The sequence below is a fragment of the Pseudomonadota bacterium genome (assembly GCA_013285465.1).
GTDB lineage: Bacteria > Pseudomonadota > Alphaproteobacteria > Micavibrionales > CSBR16-224 > CSBR16-224.
This window is the reverse complement of record CP053449.1, coordinates 1-25,609: the sequence shown is the minus strand read 5'-3', so window position 1 is coordinate 25,609 and position 25,609 is coordinate 1. Positions and strand designations below refer to the sequence as shown.

The window sequence follows — 25,609 nt, the reverse complement described above, 5'->3', positions numbered from 1 at the left end:
TCACGCCGCCGCCTTCTGTGCAAAAGCATCGACACGGTCAAACAGTATCGATTTTTCCGCATCGCTCAGAAAGCTGGCTTCGATACCGTTGCGTGTCAGGGTCAGCAAATGATCGGCGTTCAGATCCAGCGCCTTGGCAACGGCCAGAAAATTCTCGTTCATATAGCCGCCGAAATAGGCGGGGTCGTCGGAATTCACCGTTGCCTTCAACCCGAGATCGAGCATCTTTTTCAGCGGATGATCCTGTATGTTCTTTACGACACAAAGTTTCAGATTACTCAAAGGGCAGACCGTCAGCGCCTTGCCTTCCGCCACAATCCGCGCGGTCAGCGCCGCGTCTTCCAGCAGGCGGTTGCCGTGGTCAATGCGGTCAACATTCAGAATATCCAGCGCCTCCGTCACATATTCGGGCGGGCCTTCCTCTCCGGCATGGGCGACAATCAAAAAACCCTCTTCCCGCGCCTTGGCAAAAACATTGGCGAATTTCGACGGCGGATGGCCTTTTTCGGAACTGTCGAGACCGACCCCGATGATTCTGTCTTTATAGGGCAGCGCCTCATTCAGCGTTTTAAACGCGTCTTCCTCGCTTAAATGACGCAGGAAACACATAATCAGTTTCGCGGTCACGCCCAGCTCGTCTTCCGCATCCTGCATGGCGCGGGTCAAGCCGTTCAGCACGGTTTCAAAAGCAATACCGCGCGCCGTATGGCCCTGCGGGTCAAAGAAAATTTCGGCATGCATGACATGCTGTGCGGCGATTCTTTCAAAATACGCCCAGGCCAGATCATAGAAATCCTGCTCTTCCCGCAGCACATTCATGCCTTGGTAGTAAATATCGAGGAAATCCTGCAAATTGCTGAAATCATAAGCGCGGCGCACCGCCTCCACATCAGGAAAAGGCAGGGCGATTTTATTGCGCTGCGCCAGTTCGAACATCAATTCCGGCTCCAGACTGCCCTCAATATGAAGATGCAGTTCGATTTTCGGCATATCCTTGATAAATTGTTCAGAAACCTGCATTTTTTCCTCCTGCTTAAAATATGTACTGTGCCAGCATAACCGTGTTTTCATCAAAAATCCATCCGCAGTATTGCCTTTTCATAATGATTGTTGTAATTTTACGTATTATTCATTCGATATTAACTTCTCTGCGCTATTATGGAATCAGGGGAGTGTGCAATTTTTTGAAACGGTGAGGTAAGAAAAATGACAAATGCAGCACCGCAGCAAGTTCATATTCATATGAAGAATACCGGATCAACGGGCGAGGGCGCGGACAACTTCCGCGGTCCCGAAAGAAATGTCGCGTTGCTGAAAACGCTGTTCGTCATTTCCATTATGGTCACATTATGCGTTTGCGCCTTGGTTGTTTTCTGGGGCAATCTTCTGGCGCTGTTCACCACGTCAACATTGATGACACTGGTTTCGATGGGAATGTGTTGCCTGTCTATTTTCAACTACGCGAACGGAGACAGCAGTCTCGACTAACGCAAATAACAAAACTGGCGAAGCCCCGCAGATTACCGGCGGGGTTTTTTCTTTGTGTGATTTCGGTAAGCCCCGGTGACAACCGCAATAAAAACCCCCATTCAAGGGGGCTATTTACACTTACGCCTAAACCTCGGACTGCGCGGATTGGAAAATCCGCTTTTCCTCGCTAAGGCTCCAGTGACAACCACAATAAAAAACCCCATTCAAGGGAGTTTTTATTGTGGTTGTGGTGCGCCCGACAGGACTTGAACCTGTGACCCTTGGCTTCGGAAACCAATGCTCTATCCAGCTGAGCTACGGGCGCCTGTTTTTATCAAATCTTCTATAAAACAGGCGTATCATAAGGACTCTTGCCCCCATCCATCAAGCCTTTTATTCGTCTTTCAGCTTTTTGCCTGTTTTCGTGACCTTTTCCTCCAGCTCTTCAGCCTCGGCGGGAATCAGGTCTTTATATTTTTTCAAAAGCGTCCGCAGATGATCCAGAACAGGCTTGACCTCCATCACGAATTTGTCGCGCAGCTCTTCGGGGATGGATTTGCTCACCGTCATCACCGTCAAATGCGCGGCTTCCTCAAAATCCGCAATGGTTTTATGCTGTTCAGCAATATGGTGATTGGCACCGATCAAACGGTCAACCAGCGCCACCATCAGCTTTTTGAAAATCTTGTTGGAACCGGAATAGGAACGGCGGAAATCCTCCGGTGTAATCTTCACAATCGTCGAATCTTCCGTTGTGCGCACATTAGCGGTACGGACCCCGCGCGTAATCAGAGCCATTTCGCCGAAAATATCCTCCGGCCCGATCGGCGACAGCGCAATCTTGCGTCCGTCAATATCGGTTGTGAACACCTCCGCCGCGCCTTTCTCCATATAATAGGCGCAGGAGGCAGGCTGCCCTTCCTCGATAATCAGCGTATCTTTGGGTACAAAACGGCGGTCAAGAATTTTACCGCTTAATGCATCCTGTTCTTTACTCCCCTTTGTCATCTCCGGTGTCATCCTCCGATTCGCAAAACCCGACTATCTTTCATATTGCCGTAGAAACCTTAACAAATACAGGGTTTTCGGAAAGCGGTTCCACCCGTTTTCCTCTCCCATACCCCTTATTATAACAGAAAAACCTCAAAAACCGGTGACGGCGGTACAAAATCAAAGTTTTTCAATGTCTGAAACCCCTAAAACTATTGACCCTGAGCATAATATATGCGGAAATAGGCCGCCTTAAAAGGAATGAACGGCATTTCGTGTAAAAGCGGGCGTGGCGAAATTGGTAGACGCGCCAGATTTAGGTTCTGGTGTCCTAGCGACGTGGGGGTTCAAGTCCCTTCGCCCGCACCACAGACACTTGAAAAAGACAGTAAATCTGCCTTTTTCAAGTGTCTGTCACTGAATGTCTTAATGAACCCTAACCGGCTTACAGCCGGTGCCGGGTGAATTTAGACGTAAGTGCGGACAATATAGTCCATTTTTTAAAAGCAACGATTTAAGAAAGATGAAACCGATGCAAATCAAACAGACCAAAGATAACGCTCTTGAAAAAACCTTTACCGTGACCATGACAGCTGAGGAAATTTCCCAGCGCGTTGACGAGAAATTGCAGGAAATCGGTCAAACCATGAAAATCCCCGGCTTCCGTCCGGGCAAAGTCCCTTTGGCTGTTTTGAAATCCCGCTATGGTCAGTCCGTCTTGGGGGAAGTGCTGGAAAGTGCTGTCAATGACAGCTCGATGAAAGCCATCAACGAAAATAAGATCAAACCCGCCATGCAGCCGAAAATCGAAGTGGAAAGCTTTGAAGAAGGCAAAGGCCTGAAATATACGATGGTTGTCGAGGTTCTGCCCGAGATCAAACTGACGGATATCAAGAAACTGAAGCTTGAGCGCCACACAGCCAAGCCGGAAGCCAAAACCGTTGATGAAGCGCTCGAGCGCATCGCAAAAGGCAATAAAACGCTGGAAGACGTCAAAGAAAAGCGCGCCGCCAAAAAAGGCGACACTGTCGTGATTGATTTCGACGGCACCGTCGATGGCGAAGCCCGCCCCGGTATGAAAGGCGATGACTACGCGCTGGAGCTCGGATCAAACAGCTTTGTCGACACTTTTGAAGACCAGCTGGTCGGCTGCAAAGCCGGTGACAAGAAAGACGTTACCGTCACTTTCCCGAAAGATTACGGCAGCGAGGAACTGGCCGGTAAAGAAGCCGTCTTCACCGTCACGGTCAAGAAACTGCAAAAATCCGTTCTGCCGAAAACGGATGACGAGTTTGCCAAAACACTCGGTTTCGATGATCTGAAAGCGTTAAAAGCCGCCGTCACGGAACAAATTCAGGCCGATTACGACCGTCTGACGCGTTTGCACACCAAACGTCAATTGCTGGATATTCTGGATGAAACCCATACATTCGACGTGCCGGCCGGCATGCTCGATTCGGAATATGAGAGCATCCTGCACCATCTTGCACATCAGGACGGCAGCCACCATCACGGTGAGGAATGCAACCACGAACTCGACCTGTCCGATTCGGAGAAAAAGGAATATCGCGAGATTGCCAAACGCCGCGTGAAGCTCGGACTCGTTCTCGCCGAAATCGGCCGTGAAAACAAGGTCGAAGTCTCGCAAGGTGAGCTGCAACAGGCTGTCATCAACGAAGCGCGCCGTTATCCGGGTCAGGAAAAACAGGTGTTTGAGTATTATCAAAGCACGCCACAAGCTCTCGAAGCACTCCGCGCACCTTTATATGAGGAAAAAATTGTTGACTTTATTCTGGAAATATGTTCTGTTATTAATACAAGCGTAAGTTTTGATGACTTGTTAAAGCTCGCCGAAGAGGCGGAACAGTCGATCGATACGAAGAAAAAATCTTCCTCAAAAGGGAAAAAAGCCTCTTCGAAGAAATCAGGTTCCGATAAAAAAACCTCCGCGGATAAAGGCACAGCATCAAAAACAAAGAAGGGCGATAAGAAGACAGACGGCAAAAAGAAATAAAAATATAAAAATTGCTGTTTTATCGCATAAAAAGAAAAAAAAGCTTGCAGAAGAGAGTGGAAAGATGTCTAAATAGTCATCTTTGAATTTACGAAAAACTTTATAACTTGGCGGTGTTTGTTTACGTAAGGGGTTCTGTGTTGATTTGCAAAAGCAAACGGCACGGCTTCGACGCAATGGACACCGTTGACTAAAAAAACAAAGAAAGGCACGAGAAGACCATGGAAAAGCAAAACACAAATTTGGACGTTGTAAAATCATTGTTCGAAAACCTGTCTGCGAAAGATCAGGAAAGCTTCATTAAAGAGAACACGTCGGCTCCGTCCAACACCGTTATCCCGACGGTTGAAGAGCAAGAGCCGGGCGGCGTTATGAAACGCTGGGATCTGTTCTCCCGCCTCCTGAGCGACCGTATTATCCGCCTTGACGGCGAAGTCAACGGCGCAATGGCCGCTGTTGCACAGGCATCACTCCAGTTTCTGGATGCGCAGGATAAAACGAAGCCGATTCGCATGATTATTAATTCTCCCGGTGGTTCCGTTCTTGACGGTCTGGTCATTTATGACACGATGCGCGAAATCGAATCTCCGGTTCACACGCAAGGCTACGGCTTGATGGCATCCATGGGATCCCTGCTGCTGGTCGGCGGTGACAAGCGTTACGCTTCCCAAAACTCCAGCATTATGATCCACGCAATTGCCTCCGGTACGCAGGGCAAAATTCAGGATCAGGAAGTCAGCCTGGAAAACACGGATCGTCTGTACAAAATTCTTGCTGACATCTATGTCGCCCATACCGGTATTGCGGAAGAGAAAGTTTACGAACTTCTCGAGCGCGACAACTGGCTGTCTCCGGAAGAAGGCGTAAAGCTGAACCTGATTGACGGTATCATCCCGCACAAAAAACCGGCACCTTTTGCACATATGGTTAACAGAAATGCACCGCCGAAACGCGAGAAGTTTAACGAAAAATCGAAAAAACTGATCGACGAAATCTACCAAGAGCGCACCAAAGGCAACGACAACGATGTCGCAACGCCCGCAGCGTCCAAAACGACGACGCCGGCACAAAAAAACGGCCCGAAGCGCTAAGCTTTAAGGTGCTTGCTTAGGTAAAAGTAAGTTATATACTTTCTTTGTTATACCGCCTCCCTTACGAAAGTTAAGGGGGGCGGTTTTTTCTTGTGCTTTTTGCGCGGCATTTTGTTGACCGCCCTGCCGCGTCATGGCATTCTTGAAATGCGGTGAAACCCCCTGCTATCCTATTCAGGAAAACGCCAAACAATTTAAAAGCAATGAAAGAGGCAAACAATGAGCGAATTTGAATCCCCCGTCAGTACACTCGTCCCCATCGTGATCGAGCAAACCGCCCGCGGGGAACGGTCTTTCGATATTTATTCGCGTCTGTTAAAAGAGCGCATTATCTTCGTCAATGGCGAAGTTCACGATCATATGGCCACACTGATCTGTGCCCAGCTGCTGCATCTTGAATCGGAAAACCCGAAAAAAGACATTTTCATGTATATCAACTCTCCCGGCGGCGTTGTTACATCCGGTCTGTCGATTTACGACACGATGCAATATATCCGCCCCGATGTCGCCACCGTCTGCATGGGACAAGCCTGCTCGATGGGATCTCTGTTGCTGACAGCCGGCGCAAAAGGCAAACGCTATTCTCTGCCTAATTCCCGCATCATGGTTCACCAGCCTTCCGGCGGTGCGCGCGGCCAGGCAACGGATATCGAGATCCACGCCAAAGAGATTCTGGATCTGCGTAAACGCCTGAACCAGCTTTACGTCCATCACACCGGACGTAAAATCAAGGAAATCGAAACAGCCATGGAACGCGATAACTTCATGGACCCCGTTAAGGCAAAAGCTTTCGGTCTGATCGACGAAGTTGTCGAAAAACGCCCCGAGGTCAAAGAAGACGCCGATAGCGGTAAAAAATAATAAGCACTTATGAAAAGGCGAAATCAAGCCTTTCTTAAACAAAAACGGTCATAATCAAAGAGTGTCCCCTTTAAAAAAGCGGTGCTGTAAGCCCTTTTTCGGGGCGCGATTTGAACAGTGAAAAGATGAACGCGGCTTAGAAAACAACCAACACCCTATACGACCGGAAGGTATAAATCCATGTCAGACGAAATTCTCGGAGATACGCCCGAAGCAGCCGAAAAATACGCGGTTCTGCCGCTCAGAGACATTGTTGCCTTTCCCTATATGATTGTGCCGCTGTTCGTCGGGCGTGAAAAATCCGTCCGCGCGCTGGAACATGTGATGAAGGAAAATAAGCAAATTCTCCTCGTTACCCAGAAAAACGCCGGCAAAGACGAGCCTGATACGCTGGATCTTTATAAAATCGGGACAATTGCCTCCATTCTGCAATTGCTGAAACTCCCCGACGGCACCGTCAAGGTTCTGGTCGAGGGTAAAAAACGCGCCCGTATTTCCTCTTTCACGCAGAATAGCGACTTTTTTGAAGCCTATTGCGCGCCGCTGGAAGACAAAACCCCGCCCGCCAGTCAGGAAGATGCCCTGCAGGGTCTGATGCGCGCCACCGTGACGGAATTCGAGCAATACGTCAAACTCAACAAAAAAATCCCGCCCGAAGTCGTGCCGACTGTTGCCCGCGTCGAAGACCCCGGCAAGCTTGCCGATATGGCGGCCTCGCATCTGCTTTTAAAAATTCCCGAAAAACAGGAATTGCTGGAAGTCGTTGATGTCGCGGAAAGGCTGGAGCGTATTTTCTCCTTCATGGAGGGCGAAATCAATGTGCTGGAAATGGAACGCAATATCCGCAACCGCGTCAAACACCAGATGGAAAAGACGCAGCGCGAATATTATTTGAGCGAACAGATGAAAGCCATCCAGCGCGAGCTGCATGATACCGAAGAAGGCATGGACGAGCTGGCGGAGCTGGAAGAAAAGCTGGAAAAAACCCGCCTGACCAAAGAGGCGAAAGCCAAAGCCCAGAACGAGCTGCGCAAACTCAAACAAATGAACCCGATCTCGGCCGAGGCCACGGTCGTGCGCAACTATCTCGACTGGCTGCTTGATATTCCGTGGAGCAAACGCTCCAAAATCAAGAAAGACCTGAAACTGGCTGAAAAAGTGCTGGATGAAGACCATTACGGTCTGAAAAAGGTCAAAACACGCATTCTGGAATATCTTGCCGTGCTGCAACGCGCCGGCAAGGTTAAAGGCCCCATCCTGTGCCTTGTCGGGCCGCCGGGTGTCGGTAAAACCTCGCTTGGTCACTCGATTGCGCGTGCGACAAACCGTAATTTTGTCCGTATTTCTCTGGGCGGCGTACGTGACGAAGCGGAAATCCGCGGACACCGCCGCACCTATATCGGTGCTATGCCGGGCAAAATCGTGCAGGGGATGAAAAAAGCCAAATCTTCAAACCCGCTTTTCCTGCTGGATGAGATTGATAAACTCGGTAATGATTACCGCGGTGATCCGTCCTCGGCGCTGCTGGAGGTGCTGGATCCGGAACAGAACCATACATTCAACGACCATTATCTGGAAGTTGACTATGATCTCTCCGATGTCATGTTTATCTGTACGGCGAATAGTTTGAACCTGCCGCGCCCGCTGCTGGACCGGATGGAAATCATCCGCCTGTCCGGCTATACGGAAGATGAAAAGGTCGAAATCGCCAAGCGCCATCTGATTGAAAAACAGATCAAGGCGAATGGCTTGAAAAAAGGCGAGTTCTCCATTTCCGACAATGCGCTGCGCGAATTGATCCGTTATTACACGCGGGAGGCCGGTGTCCGTAATCTGGAACGTGAATTATCCAATCTCGCCCGTAAAAGCGTGAAGGAAATTCTGATGAAAAAGCGCAAAAAGGTGAATATCACCCCGCGCAATCTGAAGAATTACGCCGGTATCACAAAATATGACTACGGCAAAATCAATGAAGAAAACCGTGTCGGCCTTGTCAACGGACTGGCCTGGACGGAAACCGGCGGCGATACGCTGTCAATTGAGGCCGTCACTCATGCCGGCAAAGGCAAATTCACCATGACCGGTAAGCTGGGTGATGTGATGAAGGAATCCATTCAGGTCGCGGAAATGATCGTAAAGTCACGCGCACCCGCCCTTGGCATCCAGCCGGAAGTTTTCGAAACAATCGGCGTGCATATCCATGTTCCCGAAGGTGCCACACCGAAAGACGGCCCTTCGGCAGGGATTGCTATGGTCACGGCCATGGTCTCGAGCCTGACGGGTATTTCGGTGCATCGTGACATTGCCATGACAGGTGAAGTTGATCTTCTGGGACAGGTTCTGCCGATCGGGGGCTTGAAAGAAAAGCTGCTGGCGGCTCTGCGCGCAGGTATTACAACAGTGCTGATCCCGCAGGATAACGTTAAAGATCTCGAAGATATTCCGCAAAATGTCAAAAAAGTCATCGATATTATTCCGGTCTCGAAGGTCGAGGAAGTGCTGGAACATGCGCTTTCGCAGGCGCCAAAGCCTATAAAACCTGCAAATAATGAAGAATTGAAAGAGATTACTGAAAAAAACCGCAAAAAAATGACGGAAGACGTAATTCGTCATTGAGATTCCGCGGAAAACCAGCAATTATAATTGTATCGAGTGATTCGGTGTAGGGAAACCAAGGGCTGCGAGGCCCTCGGCTACTTTTATCGACCTCAACCCGTTTTCTAGAATGATCTTGAAAAAGATATTTAGAAACGACCCTGGTTTATAAAACCAAAGGCGAATTTTGCCAAACGTAACTTTATAAAGGAGCACTATTATGAACAAGAGTGAACTGATCGATTTTATCGCGAAAAATGCTGAACTGAAAAAAACCGAAGCTGCTAAAGCTCTGGAAGCTTTCATCTCCGGCGTTTCCGTTACACTGAAAAAAGGCGGCAAAGTACAGCTGATCGGCTTCGGCACATTCGATGTGACCAAGCGTAAAGCAACAAAAGGCCGCAACCCGCAAACGGGTGCAGAAATTCAAATTCCGGCTTGCAACCAAGTTAAGTTCAAAGTCGGTAAAGCCCTGAAAGAAATCGTCAACAAGTAATGTTGGCGGTTTTCTGCTTTTAAAAGCAGAAGGCTTTCATTTGAAGATATAAAGAAAACAGCCCGCGCGCGATGCCGGGCTGTTTTTCTTTGCCTGCATTGCCGCATAGGCCACTTGATTATTTTTCATAAATATGGTAGCTTATTGCCTGTTCTTTAAAATAACGGGGCGGGTTTTATACCATGCAAAACGCATCTTATTATCTGAAATCGGCACGGCATCAATTTGCCAAAACCGCCCGCAAAGGCGATGGCGGCGTTGCTGTCACAATCGGTGCCGCCCTAACAGCCGCGCTCAGCTTTGGCGGCGTCTGGATGCTGGCAGATGAAGCACCCGATCACCAGACCACGCCGCAAACGGAAACCGTGCTGGCGGAAATTCAGTCCGATTTGACGGTATTGCAAAAAGACTTTGCCACGCTAAACGGTATCGAGACCCGTCTTGAAACCGGTGATTACACCACGGCGGAATATCAGGAACTGCAAACCGCCCGCCGCAACGCCGCCAATGCGTTTGACGGCAAAGCCACGCCCGTTCTTGACCGTATCCTGTTCACCCCGCATCTGTCAGAAGCACAGGCCGAAAATCTGATGACGGTTTTTGAAAACACCGTCAAGGACCCGGCAGAAATTAATGACAGATATGATATTGCCGATTACGGTTTCCTGCGCGATAAACGCGACGATGTCATAAAACAATATGCCAGTTCATCGGTCGAAAACATCCTTGATGTGACGGCACAGAAGATTGACCGCCGTAACGAAGATAAATGGTTCGCCACAGGCTTCTCGGGTATTCCGATCTTTATCCTCGCCATGGTTTTAGGAGCCTGTCTGGGTGACAGCCGCCGCCTGAAAAACTGGGCGCGCGAAAAACCCGCAAAACATATCAAAGCCAAACATTAATCCACATTTTCCTGCCAATAGGATTCCGATTGCATCTCGATCAACCGGCTTTGCGTGCGCTGGAATTCAAATGCGTTCTCCGTGCCGTTATAAAGCCCGTCAATGCCTGTCTCGGCGGAAACAGCCAGCCTGACCCCTTTTTCATACAGCGTGTCTATCAGGGTCATAAAACGCCGCGTTTCGTTACGTTTCTTATCCGTCAGCTGCGGTACATCCGCCAGCAAAACGGCGTCAAAGTGCTGCGCCAGCATCAGATAATCCGCCGCGCCGCGCGGCTGTTCGCATAATTCGGCAAATGTGAACCATGCCACCCGCCCCGCACAGTCATTCACAGCCATTTCCCGTGATTTGATTTTTATCACGCGTTTTTCTTTCGGCTTGCCATCCGTCAGAGCCGCAAAAACCGTATGCATTTTTTCCTGCGCTGCCGGTGACAAAGGCGCAAACCATGTGCCTTCCTTAAAGGCGCGGTTCAAACGGTAATCCCGCTCCGATGACAGATGCAGAATCTCCAGCCTTTCCTTCAGCAGCGCAATAAAGGGCAGAAACAAGCCGCGCTGCAGCCCGTCCTTATACAGATCATCCGGCGGAAAGTTCGAGGTAAATACCACCGTCACACCCTGCGCAAATAAGGCGGTAAACAAGCGCCCCAAAATCATCGCATCGGCAATATCGCGGATATATAGCTCGTCAAAGCAGATTAAACGGCTGTTCTCCGCCAGCTCCGCCGCGTAATCGGCAAGAATATCCGTTTTGTGATAATGCATGGTTTTACGCCCGCGGCGGCGGTCATGCAGCGCGTCATGTGTTTTCAGCATGAAATCATGGAAATGGAGGCGGGTTTTGTCCTTCACCTGTGCCGTTTTGAAAAACAGATCCATTAAAAAGGTCTTGCCGCGCCCGACACCGCCGTAAAGATAGATGCCCTGCCGCCCGTTTTCACCGCTTTTTTTAAAACCGGAAAATAACCTGTCGAAAAAAGACGTCTCTGCCGCCCCGCCGCCCGCCAGCTGTTTTTGCAGCGCCGTCAGTTTTTCAACGATCTCCTGCTGTACCGCATCGGGGTGCAATGTGCCATCCGCCAGCAATGCCGCATAGGCGGCATCCATATCCCTATGTGTTTTTGCGGGGAGGCCGCTCATCAGCGGAAATCCTTAAAGCTGTGCGTCAGATGTTTTCAGCAGCGCCGGATGACCGCCGGTCACCACATCCGTCAAGCCGCCGACCTGCGGCAGTAGTGATTCCGCGAAAAAGCGCGCGTGAATGATTTTGGTCTGCAAGAACGCCGTATTGTCATTATCCGCACCCGCTTGCAGCAGCTGATGCGCGGTTCCGGCCATTTTCGCCATCATATAACCGCCCGCCACTGTTGCGCATTGACGCAGATACGGCACAGCGGCCGCCGCAACGGCATCGGTATTTTCCGCGCCGTTTTGCAAAATCCATTCCGTGCTGGTTTTCAGTTTTTCCAGCGCCGTATCCATCTGGCGGGCAATCACCGACAAGGCTTCATCATTACGGCTGCGCAAATCATCAATATCCGTGGCAATATCCGCGGCAAAACGGGTGAATTCCCGGCCGCCGTCACGCAGAATTTTGCGGAAGACCAGATCATTGGACTGGATACCGTTCGTACCCTCATAAATCGGCAGAATACGCGCATCGCGGTAGAATTGCGCCGCACCCGCTTCTTCGATAAAGCCCATACCGCCATGTATCTGTACGCCCAGTGAAGAGACCTCCACCGCCGCATCCGTACACCATGCCTTGATCAGCGGCGTCATCAAATCCACCCGCGCCGACAGGGACTGTTTCTGTTCCGCATCCGCCGCACGCGTCGCGCGGTCAATATAACCGCCGGCATAAAGCGCCATTGCACGCCCCGCCTCGGTCAAGGCACGCATCGTCGCCAGCATACGGCGGACATCGACATGATTGATAATCGTCACATCATTGCCGGATTTATCGCCGATTTTCCCACCTTGTACGCGATCGGCGGCATAAGCCTTTGCATGTTGCGTCGCACGTTCACAAAGGGCAACCCCCTGCTGGCCGACGCCGATACGGGCGTTATTCATCATCGTGAACATATTGCGCAGCCCTTTGCCCTCTTCCCCGACAAGATAACCGACTGCGCCGCCTTTATCGCCGTAAGTCATCACACAGGTCGGCGATCCGTGAATTCCCAATTTGTGTTCGACGGAGACTGCGAAAACATCATTGCGTTCGCCGAGTGAGCCGTCATCATTAACGAGGAATTTCGGCACCAGAAACAGACCCAGCCCGTTATTCCCTTCAGGCAGGCCGTCAATATGCGCCAGCACCATATGAATGATATTCTCGGTAAAATCATGTTCGCCGAAAGTGATGAAAATCTTTTGCCCGTGAAGACGGTAATGATCACCCTCTTTTTTCGCTGTCGTGCGTATGGCGGAAAGATCGGTTCCCGCCTGCGGCTCGGTCAAATGCATCGTACCCGTCCATTCGCCGGAGATCAGCTTCGGCAGGTATTTTTCCTGCATCTCCGCCGTGCCGTGTTTATGGATGGCTTCAATCGCCGCCTGCCCCAGCAAAGGACACAGGCTCAAAGACAGGTTGGAGGCCTGCCACATTTCCGCCGCCGCCATCGCAAGACACCAGGGCATATCCTGCCCCCCGAACGCCTCGTCAAAAGAAATCGCGTTCCAGCCGCCTTCGGCAAATTGCAAATAGGCTTCTTTAAAGCCCGGCGTCGCTTTCAGAACACCGTTCTCCATAACGGCAGGCTGTTTATCCCCGGCGGAATTCAAAGGCGCCCAGACATCCGCCGCCAGCTTGCCTGCCTCCTCCAGCACGGCGCGCGCCAGATCCATATTGATGTCGCTGCCTTCACCGCAAATACCGTCAAAACCCGCGATATGATCCAGCACAAATGCCAAATCCTCAAGCGGTGGTCTGTATTCCGTCATAATTTCCGTTCCTTATCCCGTATAGAAAAAGATATCATACACGTCTTTTAAAAGCGGCCAGATAAAACTTTGTGACACATAAATGATAAAGGGTACGACAATCAGGCAGCCCCAATGCATGATGTAAAGATTTCCCTGCATCCGGTCCGTCACCCGGGCATATGTCCGCACCATATAAGGCACTGATCCGGCCAGCAAAAACAAAAACAACCCGCGGGTAATGGAAACGATAATCGTATCCGCCAGACCGTTGCCGATAAAGACCGGCGTTCCCGGCCCGACCAGCATCTGGTTCACCAGATGGTTTCCGGTAATGCGGAAGTAATGGGCATAACGGTCATAAACGCCCTGATCCGTCATCAAAAAAGCCATGGCAACACTGATTAAAAAAATCAGCACAATCGGGCCTGTGACATCCTGTTTCTGGCCTTTGACGTCCTCGCCGCGATGTTTGCGTGCAATCATTTCCGCCTGCATGCGTTTGGCAGTTGCGCCGACGCGCGGCTTGTCTTTTTTGCCTCCGAACATATTTTTCGTTCCTGCGATGCTGTGGTTTATTTTCGGTTATCTGAAACGTACCGTTGGCACGTTGGTATAGGATAGCAAAGCTTTTCCCTTTGGTCGCGTCTTTTTTTTAGATTTTCCCTTTCAGTCAGCGGAAATTTTTACATTCTGTTTAGAGTTTTCCGTCAGAATGGGGAATAAGAGGATGATTCCGGCATTACCTTCCTCCTCATCCGCCCGCATCAGTAATTCGAGAGAGATATTCCATGGAAACCAATCTGACACGCCGTAAAGAAGATAAAGGTTTTGGCCGTGTTTTTTCCTTTTTGGGACGTATTTTCGCCGTTTTCGGCTTTGCGCTTTTTATCTCTATCTGCTTTTTTCTGGCCACGGTTCACCGTGCCGTCAATTACGCGCCGCCGCCGCTGCCGGAAAATATCCTTTTGACTTATAAATTAAAGCCCAATCTGTATAAAACCAGCCAGAAGCCGTCCCTGCGCGGTCCGCTCTTGCGCCCGCCGACAACATTGCATGAAATCGTTGATGCGATCGATATGGCCGCCACGGATGACCGCGTCTCCGGTCTGGTTATTCATGCCGGTGCCAGCCATTACGACCTTGCCGAAATACAGGAGCTACGCGATGTCATCCACCGTTTCCGCAGCGAAGGCAAAAAAGCGTGGATTTACAGCGAGAATTTCGGCGGCATGGGCGGCGGCACAGGCACTTACTATCTTGCCGCAGCTTTTGATGAAATCTGGCTGCAGCCGCTCGGCGTTGTCTCCATTACCGGTATCAGCAGCGAAACCCCGTTTCTGAAAGGAGTGATGGAAAAATTCGGCATCGAGGCTGAATTCGACCACCGCGGCCAATATAAAAGCGCCATGGAAAGCCTGACCCGCAAAGATATGAGCCAACCCAGTCGCCGCATGATGACGGAATTGCTCGGCGATCTTGCCGCACAAATCACCGAAGGCATTGCCGCCGACCGCGGCATGACACCGGAAGAGGTACGTAAACTGATTGATACCGCCCCGCATCTGGGCACGGAAGCGGCGGAAAACAAGCTGATCGACAAGCTGGAACATTACGATATCCTGCTGGAAACCGCGAAAGAAGAGGCCGAAAAACAGATAAAATCTGCTGCACACAAAAATGACGATGATGACGACGACGACGACGATGAAGAGGAAGATGAAGAAGAGGGTATTAAAACCATCGACCTTCTCGGTTACGGCTTCAGCGCCAAAGTCGAGGAGGATGAAGAAGGTATGGTCGGTTTCCTGTCACAACTGATCCGCAAAAAAGCCCCCGTCACGGCACATGAAGGCAAAGACAAAATCGCGCTGATCTATGCTTCCGGTGCAATTATGCCCAGTAAAGACGGCGGCGGCGCATCACCTTTATCAGGCGGCGAGCCGATGTTCGCCGATCGTATTTCCTCCTCCATCCGCAGCGCGGCGCAGAATGAGGAAATCGCCGCCATCGTCCTGCGCATGGATTCTCCCGGCGGGTCACCGACAGCCGCCGAGGCCATACGCCGCGCTGTTGTCTATGCCCGCGAAAAAGACAAAAAAATCATCGTCTCAATGGGCGGTGCCGCCGCATCAGGCGGTTACTGGGCCGTGGTGAATGCTGATCATATCGTCGCCGCACCGGCAACGCTGACCGGCTCGATCGGTGTTTTTGCCGGAAAAATGGTGCTGGAGGATTTGTGGAAAAAACTCGGCATCACATGGGAATCGGTCAATATCGGCGAAAATGCCGATATGTGGTCATCACAATCACAGTTTTCACCGACCGCCCGCAAACGCTTCAGCGCCCTGCTTGATCACATTTATGACAGTTTTGTTGCTCTGGTCGCCGAAGGCCGCGGCATGACGCCGGAAGAGGTGGAAAAAGTCGCACAAGGCCGCGTCTGGACAGGGAAACAAGCTCTTGAAGTCGGATTGATCGACAGCCTCGGCGGTCTGGAGGAGGCTTTGCAAAAAGCCAAGGAAATGGCCGGATTTAAACCGGAAGAGGCCGTGCCGGTCGTGCAGTACCCGCCGCGCCGTTCGACATTGGAACTGCTGTTTGAACTCTTCACGGAAAGTGCCGTCAGTGGCGTGCCGCCGATTTCCACCGCGATGCCGCTGCCGGAGGGTGCCGCCGAATTGTTGCAAATCTGGGCATTATCCCGCAGTCAGACCGAACCGCTCGTCATTTCACCGCTCGCGATCGGACTGACAAGCCATTAGCGCCGCCCCGCGTATTTTATTGACATATAACTCATTCCCGTGCTAATCTCGGCTCCACATCATACAAGAACAACAACGAGGAACCGTCCATGAATTTTCTTGACCGTAAAGGCAAAACCTCCCGCGCCGTTATCCCCGTCAAACCGTCCGAATTAAAAGACTGGCTGAAAAAACAGCCTGAAGAGACGCAAAACTGGGTCGCAAGTGCCGGATTTTCGGCCAAAAGCGGCAGCGTTCTGCCGCTGCCCGCCACGGATGGAAAAGCGACCTCCTTCCTGTTCGGCCTGCCGGAAGAAAATTCGATTTACAGCTATTCCGCATTGCCGAAAAACCTGCCGGAACATAAAGGCGGCTATCATATCGACCGCAAGATGAGCAAGGACGAAGCCACCGAAGCCGCAATGGGCTGGGCTTTCGGGCAATATGATTTTGACCGTTACAAATCGAAAAAAACAAAGACCGCCCAAAAGGAAAACAAACTGGCCTGGCCGGCAAATGCCGATCAGGATATGGTGAATATGACGGTGAAGGCGATTTTCCTGATCCGCGACCTGATTAACACCCCGACAAATGATATGGGCCCTGATGATCTTGAAAAAGCCGCCCGCGCCCTGACAAAACAATTCAACAGCGAAAGCCTGAAAGTCATCCGCGGCGATGATCTTTTAAAAGAAAACTATCCTGCCGTTCATGCCGTCGGCCGCGCCAGTGACAAAGCGCCGCGCCTGCTGGATTTCAGCTGGGGCGATGAAGACGCACCGAAAGTCACGCTGGTCGGTAAAGGTGTCTGTTTTGATACCGGTGGGTTGAACATGAAGGGCGGCGCGAATATGGCGCTGATGAAAAAAGATATGGGCGGTGCCGCTCATGTGCTGGGTCTTGCGCAAATGATTATGGAGGCCGGACTGCCGGTTCGTCTGCGCGTTCTGATCCCCGCCGTGGAAAACAATATTGACGGCAACGCCTTCCGTCCCAGCGATGTTATCGACACCCGCAAAGGTATCTCGGTGGAAATCGGCAATACCGATGCCGAAGGCCGTCTGATACTGGCCGATGCGCTGGCCGAGGCCTGTAATGACAAACCCGATCTGCTGATCGATTTTGCAACACTGACCGGCGCGGCACGTACGGCACTCGGCCCGGAAATCCCGCCGATTTTCACCAATGATGATAAAACGGCCAAGGATTTTGAAGCCGCCTCCGCACGTACCAGCGACCCGCTTTGGCGTCTGCCGCTGTGGAAAAACTACGAATCCATGATTAAAAGCGATATCGCCGATGTGAATAATTCCGGCGGTTCTTTCGCCGGCGCGATTACCGCGGCGCTATTTTTGCAGAAATTCGTGGAAAAGGATATCAACTGGGTGCATATCGACACTTACGGCTGGAATCCGACATCCAAACCCGGCTCACCGAAAGGCGGGGAGGCTTATGCCATCCGTGCCAGCTTTGACATGATCAAAAAGCGTTACGGTGCGAAAAAACCGGGCGGTCCGGCAAAGTAACGCCAAACGCCTAACAGGAAAATATGATGTCAGGGTGCCGTCAGTCGAACATGGCGGCATCTTCGGCATATTGCTGCAGGGCGCTTTTTTCCTTCCACTCCATTACCTGATTGCCGCCCTCCGCCTGCGCTTCTTTCATTGCGCGTTCGGCATTGGCGAAAATATCGTCAATTTTATCCCCCGGCACAGGTTCGGCAACGCCGCAGGAAAGCGTGACGCTCACCGTCTCCTCCGTACCGCCCAGACTGGCGGGGCTTGCCGCTATTCTGGCACAAATACGGTCCATCACCGTACAGGCATCCAGCAATTCCGCATGTTTCAGGCACAGAAGATATGCGCCTTCCCCAAGAAAATAACCGTCATCGTAAGAGCGCAGGGAATCCATCAAAATTTCGGCAATATGTGCATAGATTTCCTTCATACGGCGCTCACCGCGGTTTTCCGCCAGCGCTTCATGTCCGTCAATGGAGAGGGCGCAAACACAGAAGACGTCACTTTTACGGTCACGCCTGTCCAGTTCGCGGGCGATTTCGTTTTTCATCCCCGCCGCGCTGCGCAGCCCCGTCACCGTATCAATACTGAAATTACTGCCGGCCAGATCTTCGCTGAATTTCTGCAGCTGTTTCATATAGGCATCCAGGCATTGCGTCAGCGCCGTATAATTTTCCTGCGTCATCCCGCCCGCGACGCGCAGGCAATCCGCCCCGGCCTCCGCCAAAGCGTCATGAATTTGCAGCAGATGTTCCACATCTTTTTCATCAACGGACTCTTTATGCGTATTATCACCGCACCATTTGACAAAAATGGCGGGAATGGCAGGCGCCTCGCCGTCTTCCGTAACGGCGGCGGGAAAGAAAGACCGCCGCAACACAGTCTCAAACCAGTCCATATGCGCCTTGATATCGCGCAATAGCAAATCATTGGGAAGAACGGATGTATATCGCAGAGCCATGACTTCTCCTTCATTATTCCTTCTTCCAGATTATCAGTCCCGTTCTAAAATTCCGTTAAGAAACACATCCTTAACGCTGGCATCCCCGTCAAAGCTGCGGTAAAGTTTCTTGTAAAAAGGAGACATGATGCGCAAAACCCCCGCTTTCTGGTATGGCACAGCCGCCCCGCCGCCCGGTTTAAAACCGCTGGCATGGCTGTATGACCGCCTGTCACGGTTACGCCGCGCCTTAACATCTCCGCATCACGGCACCGTTCCCGTCCTGTGTATCGGCAATATCACGATGGGCGGCAGCGGGAAGACCCCTGTCGCAATTGCCGTCTCCCATATCCTGCATGATCTCGGCTTTCTGCCGCATTTCCTGACCCGCGGTTACGGCGGACGGTTAAAAGGCCCGGTACTTGTCAAACCCGCACAGCACGGCTTTCGGGAGATCGGGGATGAACCGCTGCTGCTGGCACGCCATGCGCCTTGCTGGGTCGCCCGCAAACGTGCGGCAGGTGCCGTCGCCGCAGAAGAAGGCGGCGCGGGTGCCATTATCATGGATGACGGTTTTCAAAATCCGTCATTGCATAAGAACCTGTCTTTTCTGGTTATTGATGCCGCAGCCGGTTTCGGCAATGGTGCGGTTTTCCCTGCCGGACCGCTGCGCGAGCTGCCCCAAAACGGCTTAAAACGCGCCGATGCCTGTATTTTACTGGGCATAAAGGATGAAAACAGCCGCGAAGACTGGCGGCAAAAATTACAGCAATACGGCTACCAAAATCCTGTTTTTTTCGCAGATCTACAGCCGCAAAATCCTTCCTTTGACGGCGCATTTGTCGGCTTTGCGGGAATCGGCCTGCCGCAAAAATTCCGCGAAACACTGGAAACATGCGGCGCGGATGTCGCGGAATTCTTTCCCTTTCCCGATCATTACGCCTATCGCCGTGAAGATATCAAAACATTACTGGCCGCCGCCCGCCGCCATAATGCCGCGCTGATCACAACCGAGAAAGACGCCGTCCGCCTGCCCGCAAAAATAAGGGAGTCTGTCAAAACCCTTCCCGTTGCTTTACAATGGCAGGACGAACAGGCTATAACAGCCTTCCTGAAATCAAAACTGCAAAAAACAAGCTAGAAACCACGGCTGATGCAACAGACAACACCGCAGGAACTGCCTATTCCGCTTTTGCGCAAAATCCGCTATGGCATCGAAGCCGCCGCGGCTTACACGCTTTACGGTTTCTTTAAACTGCTGCCCGTCAACGCGGCCTCCGCCACCGGCGGCTTTATCGGACGCATGATCGGGCCGCATCTTGGCGCCAGTAAAAAAGCCTATGAGAATCTGGCACTGGCCTTCCCCGATAAAACCGACGCCGAAAAAAAAGATCTGATCCGCAAAATGTGGGACAATATGGGGCGCACAATCGCCGAATACCCTCATCTGGTTGCGCTGGGGAAAAAAGCGGAACTTGTCGGCGGTGACATATTGGAGACGATCGCGCAAAGCGACGCCCCCGCCATACTGGTTGCCGCCCATCTGGGTAATTGGGAAGTCGGGCTGGCCAGCGTCAGACAACAGCGCGGATTCGAGGCTTATCTGACCTATCGGCGGCTGAACAACCCGCTGGTTGACCGGCTGCTCTCCCGCGCGCGGGAAAGCGGGGCAGAGGGGCAGATTCATAAGAAACGCAGCGCCGCGATTGAAATGATGCGTCTGGTCAAAGATAAAAAAACGCTGGCCATTATGATCGACCAGAAACTGAATGAAGGCATTGCCGTACCGTTTTTCGGCCATGATGCCATGACCATCCCTTTTCCGGCACAGCTGGCCTTGAAACATGACTGTCCGCTTTACCCCGCACGGATTGAGCGCATCAAAGGCACAGCCTTCCGCGTCACGGTTTATCCGGCGCTGGAGGTCAAAAAAACAGGGGATACGGATCAGGATATCCGGCAGTTATTGCAGGATATGAACCATATGCTGGAAGGCTGGATTCATGAAAGACCGGAACAATGGCTGTGGCTGCACCGCCGCTGGCCCAGAGAAATTACCGCAGCAAAAAAGAACATATTACCGGACGGAGAAAACCTCTCCGCATAGCAATCATCCCTTTTAATAAGTACCTAAAGCCTCTTCCTGCGCGGCCTTGCCGTATTGCTTTTCAAAACTGAATTCATTGACCTGAACGCCGTATTTTTTCTCGATCGCCGCCAGAAACTGCCGCACGATATCATCGCGCAAGCCGCGCTCGATCATGGCACGGCTGATGGCCGCTTCCGATACCGCAGCAGCGGCAGCATCATCTCCCAGATCGGGAAGGTCACGTTTTGTCAGCGTCACAACCACAATATCATCGCCCGATTGCAGCGCAGCCGCATCACCTTCCGCCGTCAGGTCAAACAGCTTGGTGACAGCCTCGGTCGGCACGGCGTTTTTACCATCCTCCGTCAAATGCATTTTGGAACGGCTGCGGAGCGAAATCTGCGCCGTGCTATAGCCGAATTCTTTTGCCGCCGCTGCCAGCGTTTTACCATCCGTTCGCACGGCATCCGCAATTTTTTCGGCGCGGTCGCGCATCTGCTTTTTCTTTTCGCTTTTTACCCAGGTTTCGCGGACATTTTCCGCGACATCTTCATAAGGGATTTTCTGCGCGGGTTTTACCTCGTCCAGACTGACGGCGATGAAACTGCCGTCATCCATTTCCAGCACCTCAGCCTTGATCTCGTCATCCTTGCTCATGGCAAAGACTTTTTCCAGCACCGCCTGCGCATGTTTCGCCGGCTCCAGCGGATAGGCTTTACCATCCGCAGCGGCACCCATAGATGTCAGGAACGGCACATTATCAAAGCCGATCTGCATAAATTCCGCCGCCTCCTGCACGCTGGCACCGCCCGCGAACATATCTTCCAGCTCGCTGACTTTCGTATAAAGCGGGTCAGAGGCATGATCCAGTATCCAGTCACTGCGCAGCGTTTCTTTCACCTCGTCAAATGAGGTCACATTGCCCCGCGCCGTCGCCGTGATATTCACAACATGCCAACCCAGCGGCGATTTAATCGGACCGACCACACCTTTGTCTTTCTCAAAACCGAAAACCGCGTCAGAGATTTCTTCGGGGAAAATCGATTGCGCCGTATGCTCTTCCGCTTCCATGATCTGGGCATCTTCCGTGCCGGATTTTTCCGCCGCTTCGGCCAGTGTTTTGGCTTTTCCGTCTTTCAACAGCGCAAAGACCGCTTTCGCATCTTCTTCCCCGCCGAAAACCGCTTGCGTCACCGTGCGTTTATCGGCCTCGGTATAATCGGCGATATGGTCTTCATATGTTTTTTTCAACGCGTCATCGCTGACAATCTCGATTCCCTCTATCTCCGTGAGGACTTTTTCCGGCGTCAGGACAAGAAGGGAAAAGGAACGGTATTCCGGCGACATCCATAACGCCGTTTTATCGGCATGGAATTTCTGCAGGCTTTCCTCATCCGGGGCATCGGCTTTAAAACCCGCGCCGGAAATACGGATATATTCGCCCGCCCGCGTCTCCATATCATATTGCAGCCAGTCCAGCACCTCCTGCGGCGGTGCGGTCACAGGCACAACCAGTGCCGACATCATAATTTCGACCGCCAGCTCCTGCCGCAGCGTATCGACCAGCGCCTTTTCGCTCAGCTGGCGCTGCTGCAAAACCGTGGCCAGCGCCACACTTTCCAGCGCCCCCTGATCGGTCAGGGGTTTTAGATATTCGCGAATGCGCTCCGCCGCCACAACATCGCCGACAATCAAACCGCTATCCGCCGTGGCTTTTACCAGCAGACGTTTCTGCATCTGTTCCTGCAGCGTATCGCGCGCGACAACGGCACGGACATCCGGCTTTTGCGACAGTTCCGGCGGAATGCGGCGCAGATCCATACGGTATTGGCGGTCAAATTCGACAAAACTTATTTCTTCTCCGGCAACATTGGCAACAGAGCCGCGGGAGACACCCGTCCGCCAAAAGGAAATCGTATCCATCAGCACAAGACCGCCCATCGCCCCGCCCAATAGCAGGATGAGAACCGTCTTCAAAATCCATGAATTCATACCTTCACGCATGGCTTGTAACATGACGTTTTTCCTTTTTCCTTGTCTTCAAAATTCCGGTCGTTATATTTATGCACATGTTTCATTAAAAAATAAAGGGTAAAGGGTAGAAGTTATGGCGAATACGAAACTGATTGCCGGAAACTGGAAAATGAACGGTTTGTCAACGGACGGACTGCCGCGCGCCAAGCATATCGCGGATTTCGTCACCGAAAACAAATCCGCTCTGAACGGTAAGGCCGAGATACTGATTGCGCCGCCCGCGACATTGGTCTCCGCACTTCACAGCGTCACAAAATCTTCCCCCGTTTTTCTGGGCGGACAGGATTGCCATCCGGAAACATCCGGCGCGTTCACCGGTGATCTTTCCGCCGAAATGCTGAAAGATGCAGGTTGTTCCTATATTATTGCCGGACATTCCGAACGCCGCGCCATTCATGGCGAAACGGATGAGCTGGTTGCCGCCAAAACCGCAGCCACCCACCGCGCAGGTATGACGGCTGTTGTCTGCGTCGGTGAAACCGCCGCCCAGCGTCAGTCCGGCGAAGCGGAAAAAACCGTCAAAGCGCAAATCATGCAATCTCTGCCGGACACAATTCTGGCCGGAAACACCGTCATTGCCTATGAACCTGTCTGGGCGATCGGCACGGGGCTGACGGCAACGATTGAAGATATCGAAGCCATGCACGGCTTTATTCGCGGGTTGCTGGAAAAAAGCTTTCCGGTGATTGCCGCAACGCATCTGCTCTATGGCGGTTCCGTCAAAGGCGCCAATGCCGCGCAAATCCTGTCCTGCGCAAATGTCGACGGCGTACTTGTCGGCGGTGCCAGCCTGAACGGGCAGGAATTTTGCGACATTATCGCCGCCGCGCTTTAAAACATCTGAAAGAAGACGGTTTACGCCGCATCCGCTTTTGCCTATACTGTATAGTAAGCGCGGGGGATGTTCTTTTCCTTGCGTTATCCGCCCCCGCGCGGATTTCTAAAACAAACACCAAAAACAATAATATCGTCCTGACGAAGCAAGGTTGACGTACATGCCTCATATACCCGCGGATCTCGCCAAGGCGCAGATCATGATCTCAAATGATGACGGAATTCACTCGCAAGGCATCAAGGTGCTGGAGGAATGTGTTATTTCTCTGGGCGCCCGCCACTGCGTTGTCGCGCCGGAAAGCGAACAATCCGCTGCCGGACATTCCCTGACCATCCACAGGCCGCTGCGAATCCAGCGCTATGATGATAATCATTTCTCCGTTTACGGCACACCGACGGATTGCGTCGTGATGGGCATTCAGCATGTGATGAAAGATGCGCCGCCCGATCTGGTCGTCTCCGGCATTAATCACGGCAAAAACGCCGCCGATGATGTCACCTATTCCGGTACAATCGCCGTTGCGATCGAAGCCACTTTGCTCGGCTGTCCCGCAATTGCCTTCAGCCAGCATATCGGCGGCGGGCACGGGGATATCAACTGGGACATCGCCCAGAAATGGGTGCCGGAAGTCTTAAAAAACTGGCCGGGTTCGAGATCGAAAAAACACGCTGCTGAATGTCAATCTGCCGCGCGGCGATGCGGAGCCGAAAGGCATTGTCGTCGTACCGCAAGGCCATTACGAAGCTTCAAGTGATGATGTGATTGAATGTATGGATCCGCGCGGACGCAAATATTTCTGGATCGGCCCGCCACAGGCGACGGATCATGCCGGTATGGATTATGATGCCGCGGCCCTGACATCAGGCTATATCACCATTACACCGCTAACGCTGAATCTGACCCATCACAAAACGCTGGAAGCCCTGAAGGAGAAAATCGGATCATGAGCCCTCCCGATATCACAACAGCGGCGCGCCGCATCCGGCTTTTGATGAAACTGCGCCGCTCCGGCATTACCGACCGCGCCGTGCTGGGCGCGATTGAGCGCATCCCGCGCGAAGCTTTTGTGCCGGAAACCTTTATCGATCAGGCTTATGAAGATATCGCCCTGCCGATCGGGCGCGGCCAAACCATCAGCCAGCCGCTGGTTGTCGCCGCCATGACGCAGGCCATGAAACTCAGCGACCGCCATAAAGTGCTGGAGGTCGGCACAGGATCGGGCTATCAGGCCGCCATTCTGTCGCGGCTGTGCCGCCGCGTTTACAGTATTGAACGCCACCGCCCGCTGCTGGATATTGCCGAGGCGCGTTTTAAAACAGCTGCGCCTGCATAATATTACCACCGTTGCAGGTGACGGCATGAAAGGCTGGCCGGAACAGGCGCCGTTCGACCGTATTATCGTCACCGCCGCCGCCTCGCAGGAACCGCCGAAAGCGCTGCTGGATCAATTATCCATCGGCGGGCTTCTCGTTATTCCGCTGGGCAAGCAAAACGGTGACCAGTTTATTCACCGCATCACCCGTACAGAAGACGGCTATGAAAGCGAAAAATGATGCCGGTGCGTTTCGTGCCGCTCCTGCCTGATATCGCCCCCGATAATCTTGAAGAAACGGAGTCGCCGCACAAGACGGCGCAAAACAATCCTCCCCCAAAGAAGAGACGGCGAAAGAGAACGAGTTTTCGCTTCCTTTGCAGGCGATCTCAGCCTCGCGGGGATTTAAAACCGGAACCGCCGGAAAGGAGATTTATGATGAAAAGCAAGGCCGCCGCGTTTTCTCACTGCTCCTGTGTGTTGGTCTGAGCGCCGCCGTCATTTCCGGCTGTACACACCGAAACCGAAGCCCGAGGTCGCCGTCACCCATCACGGTATGAACACGGCGGAAGTCGCAGGAACCGTCCTTGTCCACCGCGATGACACGGTTTACACTATTGCCAAAAATTACAATCTGGAACCGTCGAACCGATTGAGGAAAACGGCCTCCAATGAGCCCTATACGCTGGTTTCGGGACAAAGATTATCACTGCCGCAGCCGCGCGATTACCGTGTGTACGCGAACGGGATGCGCTCTGAGTATCGCACAAATGTTCCGTGTTGATATGA

General features: G+C 52.2%; 20 protein-coding genes, 2 tRNA genes and 2 pseudogenes. 16 read left to right on the top strand and 8 right to left on the bottom strand.

Going from position 1 to position 25,609, the window contains the following annotated elements:
• Complete coding sequence (locus HND56_00120; protein QKK04180.1) at positions 1-1,020, bottom strand: adenosine deaminase; 1,020 nt, start codon at positions 1,018-1,020, stop codon at positions 1-3.
• 186 nt (positions 1,021-1,206) lie between these two features.
• Here HND56_00120 and HND56_00115 point away from each other — a divergent pair, with 186 nt between their 5' ends.
• Entirely contained in the window at positions 1,207-1,488 is a 282-nt protein-coding gene (locus HND56_00115; GenBank protein ID QKK04179.1) for a hypothetical protein, read from the top strand.
• A gap of 230 nt (positions 1,489-1,718) precedes the next feature.
• Here HND56_00115 and HND56_00110 read toward each other — a convergent pair.
• Together HND56_00110 and HND56_00105 are read right to left on the bottom strand one after the other, a co-directional pair.
• Positions 1,719-1,795 (bottom strand) — tRNA-Arg (locus HND56_00110).
• Between the two features lie 68 nt (positions 1,796-1,863).
• A complete protein-coding gene (locus HND56_00105; protein ID QKK04178.1) occupies positions 1,864-2,478 on the bottom strand; it encodes a cyclic nucleotide-binding domain-containing protein in 615 nt (204 codons plus the stop codon).
• Between the two features lie 265 nt (positions 2,479-2,743).
• On the opposite strand from HND56_00105, the gene HND56_00100 reads away from it, so the two are divergent.
• From HND56_00100 to HND56_00070, 7 genes are all read left to right on the top strand, one after another.
• Positions 2,744-2,829, top strand: a tRNA-Leu gene (locus HND56_00100).
• A 163-nt stretch (positions 2,830-2,992) separates the two neighbouring features.
• Complete coding sequence (locus HND56_00095; GenBank protein ID QKK04177.1) at positions 2,993-4,474, top strand: trigger factor; 1,482 nt, start codon at positions 2,993-2,995, stop codon at positions 4,472-4,474.
• A 221-nt stretch (positions 4,475-4,695) separates the two neighbouring features.
• Positions 4,696-5,565, top strand: a complete 870-nt coding sequence (locus HND56_00090) for a hypothetical protein (protein ID QKK04176.1) — start codon at positions 4,696-4,698, stop codon at positions 5,563-5,565.
• Positions 5,566-5,784: 219 nt separating this feature from the next.
• Complete coding sequence (clpP, locus tag HND56_00085) at positions 5,785-6,426, top strand: ATP-dependent Clp endopeptidase proteolytic subunit ClpP (GenBank protein QKK04175.1); 642 nt, start codon at positions 5,785-5,787, stop codon at positions 6,424-6,426.
• 180 nt (positions 6,427-6,606) lie between these two features.
• Positions 6,607-9,042, top strand: a complete 2,436-nt coding sequence (gene lon / locus HND56_00080; GenBank protein ID QKK04174.1) for an endopeptidase La — start codon at positions 6,607-6,609, stop codon at positions 9,040-9,042.
• A 199-nt stretch (positions 9,043-9,241) separates the two neighbouring features.
• Entirely contained in the window at positions 9,242-9,517 is a 276-nt protein-coding gene (locus HND56_00075; GenBank protein ID QKK04173.1) for an HU family DNA-binding protein, read from the top strand.
• A 182-nt stretch (positions 9,518-9,699) separates the two neighbouring features.
• A complete protein-coding gene (locus HND56_00070; GenBank protein ID QKK04172.1) occupies positions 9,700-10,422 on the top strand; it encodes a hypothetical protein in 723 nt (240 codons plus the stop codon).
• Here the strand turns inward: HND56_00070 and HND56_00065 are convergent.
• Genes HND56_00065 through HND56_00055 form a run of 3 tightly spaced genes read right to left on the bottom strand, consistent with a single transcriptional unit; the run spans position 10,419 to position 13,898 of the window.
• The gene (locus tag HND56_00065) at positions 10,419-11,564 is read right to left on the bottom strand and encodes a cell division protein ZapE (GenBank protein ID QKK04171.1); all 1,146 of its coding nucleotides are present in this window, start codon (positions 11,562-11,564) and stop codon (positions 10,419-10,421) included. The two genes, HND56_00070 and HND56_00065, sit on opposite strands and share 4 nt — an antisense overlap.
• Before the next feature lie 12 nt (positions 11,565-11,576).
• Positions 11,577-13,370, bottom strand: coding sequence for an acyl-CoA dehydrogenase (locus HND56_00060; GenBank protein ID QKK04170.1), 1,794 nt, complete (start codon positions 13,368-13,370; stop codon positions 11,577-11,579).
• 12 nt (positions 13,371-13,382) lie between these two features.
• Positions 13,383-13,898, bottom strand: a complete 516-nt coding sequence (locus tag HND56_00055) for a hypothetical protein (GenBank protein ID QKK04169.1) — start codon at positions 13,896-13,898, stop codon at positions 13,383-13,385.
• Positions 13,899-14,140: 242 nt separating this feature from the next.
• On the opposite strand from HND56_00055, the gene sppA reads away from it, so the two are divergent.
• Both sppA and HND56_00045 read left to right on the top strand, forming a co-directional pair.
• Positions 14,141-16,114, top strand: coding sequence for a signal peptide peptidase SppA (gene sppA, locus HND56_00050; protein QKK04168.1), 1,974 nt, complete (start codon positions 14,141-14,143; stop codon positions 16,112-16,114).
• Between the two features lie 89 nt (positions 16,115-16,203).
• The gene (locus tag HND56_00045) at positions 16,204-17,619 is read left to right on the top strand and encodes a leucyl aminopeptidase family protein (protein QKK04167.1); all 1,416 of its coding nucleotides are present in this window, start codon (positions 16,204-16,206) and stop codon (positions 17,617-17,619) included.
• A gap of 40 nt (positions 17,620-17,659) precedes the next feature.
• On the opposite strand, the gene HND56_00040 is transcribed toward HND56_00045, so the two are convergent.
• Entirely contained in the window at positions 17,660-18,571 is a 912-nt protein-coding gene (locus HND56_00040) for a diguanylate cyclase (protein QKK04166.1), read from the bottom strand.
• A 124-nt stretch (positions 18,572-18,695) separates the two neighbouring features.
• On the opposite strand from HND56_00040, the gene HND56_00035 reads away from it, so the two are divergent.
• Positions 18,696-19,691: a tetraacyldisaccharide 4'-kinase gene (locus tag HND56_00035; protein QKK04165.1), complete on the top strand. Its 996-nt coding sequence runs from the start codon at positions 18,696-18,698 to the stop codon at positions 19,689-19,691.
• A gap of 12 nt (positions 19,692-19,703) precedes the next feature.
• Complete coding sequence (locus tag HND56_00030) at positions 19,704-20,657, top strand: hypothetical protein (protein QKK04164.1); 954 nt, start codon at positions 19,704-19,706, stop codon at positions 20,655-20,657.
• A gap of 12 nt (positions 20,658-20,669) precedes the next feature.
• Here the strand turns inward: HND56_00030 and HND56_00025 are convergent, their stop codons facing one another.
• Positions 20,670-22,655: a hypothetical protein gene (locus tag HND56_00025; protein ID QKK04163.1), complete on the bottom strand. Its 1,986-nt coding sequence runs from the start codon at positions 22,653-22,655 to the stop codon at positions 20,670-20,672.
• Between the two features lie 91 nt (positions 22,656-22,746).
• Between HND56_00025 and HND56_00020 the strand changes: the two genes are divergently transcribed.
• From HND56_00020 to HND56_00005, 4 genes and pseudogenes are all read left to right on the top strand, one after another.
• The gene (locus tag HND56_00020) at positions 22,747-23,508 is read left to right on the top strand and encodes a triose-phosphate isomerase (protein ID QKK04162.1); all 762 of its coding nucleotides are present in this window, start codon (positions 22,747-22,749) and stop codon (positions 23,506-23,508) included.
• Between the two features lie 160 nt (positions 23,509-23,668).
• Positions 23,669-24,455: pseudogene (gene surE, locus HND56_00015) on the top strand (5'/3'-nucleotidase SurE).
• Positions 24,452-25,309: pseudogene (locus HND56_00010) on the top strand (protein-L-isoaspartate(D-aspartate) O-methyltransferase). Before surE ends, HND56_00010 begins: the two co-directional pseudogenes overlap by 4 nt.
• The gene (locus HND56_00005; protein ID QKK04161.1) at positions 25,296-25,604 is read left to right on the top strand and encodes a hypothetical protein; all 309 of its coding nucleotides are present in this window, start codon (positions 25,296-25,298) and stop codon (positions 25,602-25,604) included. Before HND56_00010 ends, HND56_00005 begins: the two are co-directional and overlap by 14 nt.
• Positions 25,605-25,609: the final 5 nt, after the last annotated feature.

Coding starts and splice junctions, on each gene's coding strand:
- HND56_00035 (QKK04165.1), top strand. CDS start 18,696: ATGATGCGCAAAACCCCCGCTTTCTGGTATGGCACAGCCGCCCCGCCG.
- HND56_00055 (QKK04169.1), bottom strand. CDS start 13,898: ATGTTCGGAGGCAAAAAAGACAAGCCGCGCGTCGGCGCAACTGCCAAA.
- HND56_00045 (QKK04167.1), top strand. CDS start 16,204: ATGAATTTTCTTGACCGTAAAGGCAAAACCTCCCGCGCCGTTATCCCC.
- HND56_00065 (QKK04171.1), bottom strand. CDS start 11,564: ATGAGCGGCCTCCCCGCAAAAACACATAGGGATATGGATGCCGCCTAT.
- HND56_00060 (QKK04170.1), bottom strand. CDS start 13,370: ATGACGGAATACAGACCACCGCTTGAGGATTTGGCATTTGTGCTGGAT.
- HND56_00120 (QKK04180.1), bottom strand. CDS start 1,020: ATGCAGGTTTCTGAACAATTTATCAAGGATATGCCGAAAATCGAACTG.
- HND56_00020 (QKK04162.1), top strand. CDS start 22,747: ATGGCGAATACGAAACTGATTGCCGGAAACTGGAAAATGAACGGTTTG.
- lon (QKK04174.1), top strand. CDS start 6,607: ATGTCAGACGAAATTCTCGGAGATACGCCCGAAGCAGCCGAAAAATAC.
- HND56_00090 (QKK04176.1), top strand. CDS start 4,696: ATGGAAAAGCAAAACACAAATTTGGACGTTGTAAAATCATTGTTCGAA.
- HND56_00105 (QKK04178.1), bottom strand. CDS start 2,478: ATGACAAAGGGGAGTAAAGAACAGGATGCATTAAGCGGTAAAATTCTT.
- HND56_00025 (QKK04163.1), bottom strand. CDS start 22,655: ATGTTACAAGCCATGCGTGAAGGTATGAATTCATGGATTTTGAAGACG.
- sppA (QKK04168.1), top strand. CDS start 14,141: ATGGAAACCAATCTGACACGCCGTAAAGAAGATAAAGGTTTTGGCCGT.
- HND56_00070 (QKK04172.1), top strand. CDS start 9,700: ATGCAAAACGCATCTTATTATCTGAAATCGGCACGGCATCAATTTGCC.
- clpP (QKK04175.1), top strand. CDS start 5,785: ATGAGCGAATTTGAATCCCCCGTCAGTACACTCGTCCCCATCGTGATC.
- HND56_00030 (QKK04164.1), top strand. CDS start 19,704: ATGCAACAGACAACACCGCAGGAACTGCCTATTCCGCTTTTGCGCAAA.
- HND56_00040 (QKK04166.1), bottom strand. CDS start 18,571: ATGGCTCTGCGATATACATCCGTTCTTCCCAATGATTTGCTATTGCGC.
- HND56_00075 (QKK04173.1), top strand. CDS start 9,242: ATGAACAAGAGTGAACTGATCGATTTTATCGCGAAAAATGCTGAACTG.
- HND56_00095 (QKK04177.1), top strand. CDS start 2,993: ATGCAAATCAAACAGACCAAAGATAACGCTCTTGAAAAAACCTTTACC.
- HND56_00115 (QKK04179.1), top strand. CDS start 1,207: ATGACAAATGCAGCACCGCAGCAAGTTCATATTCATATGAAGAATACC.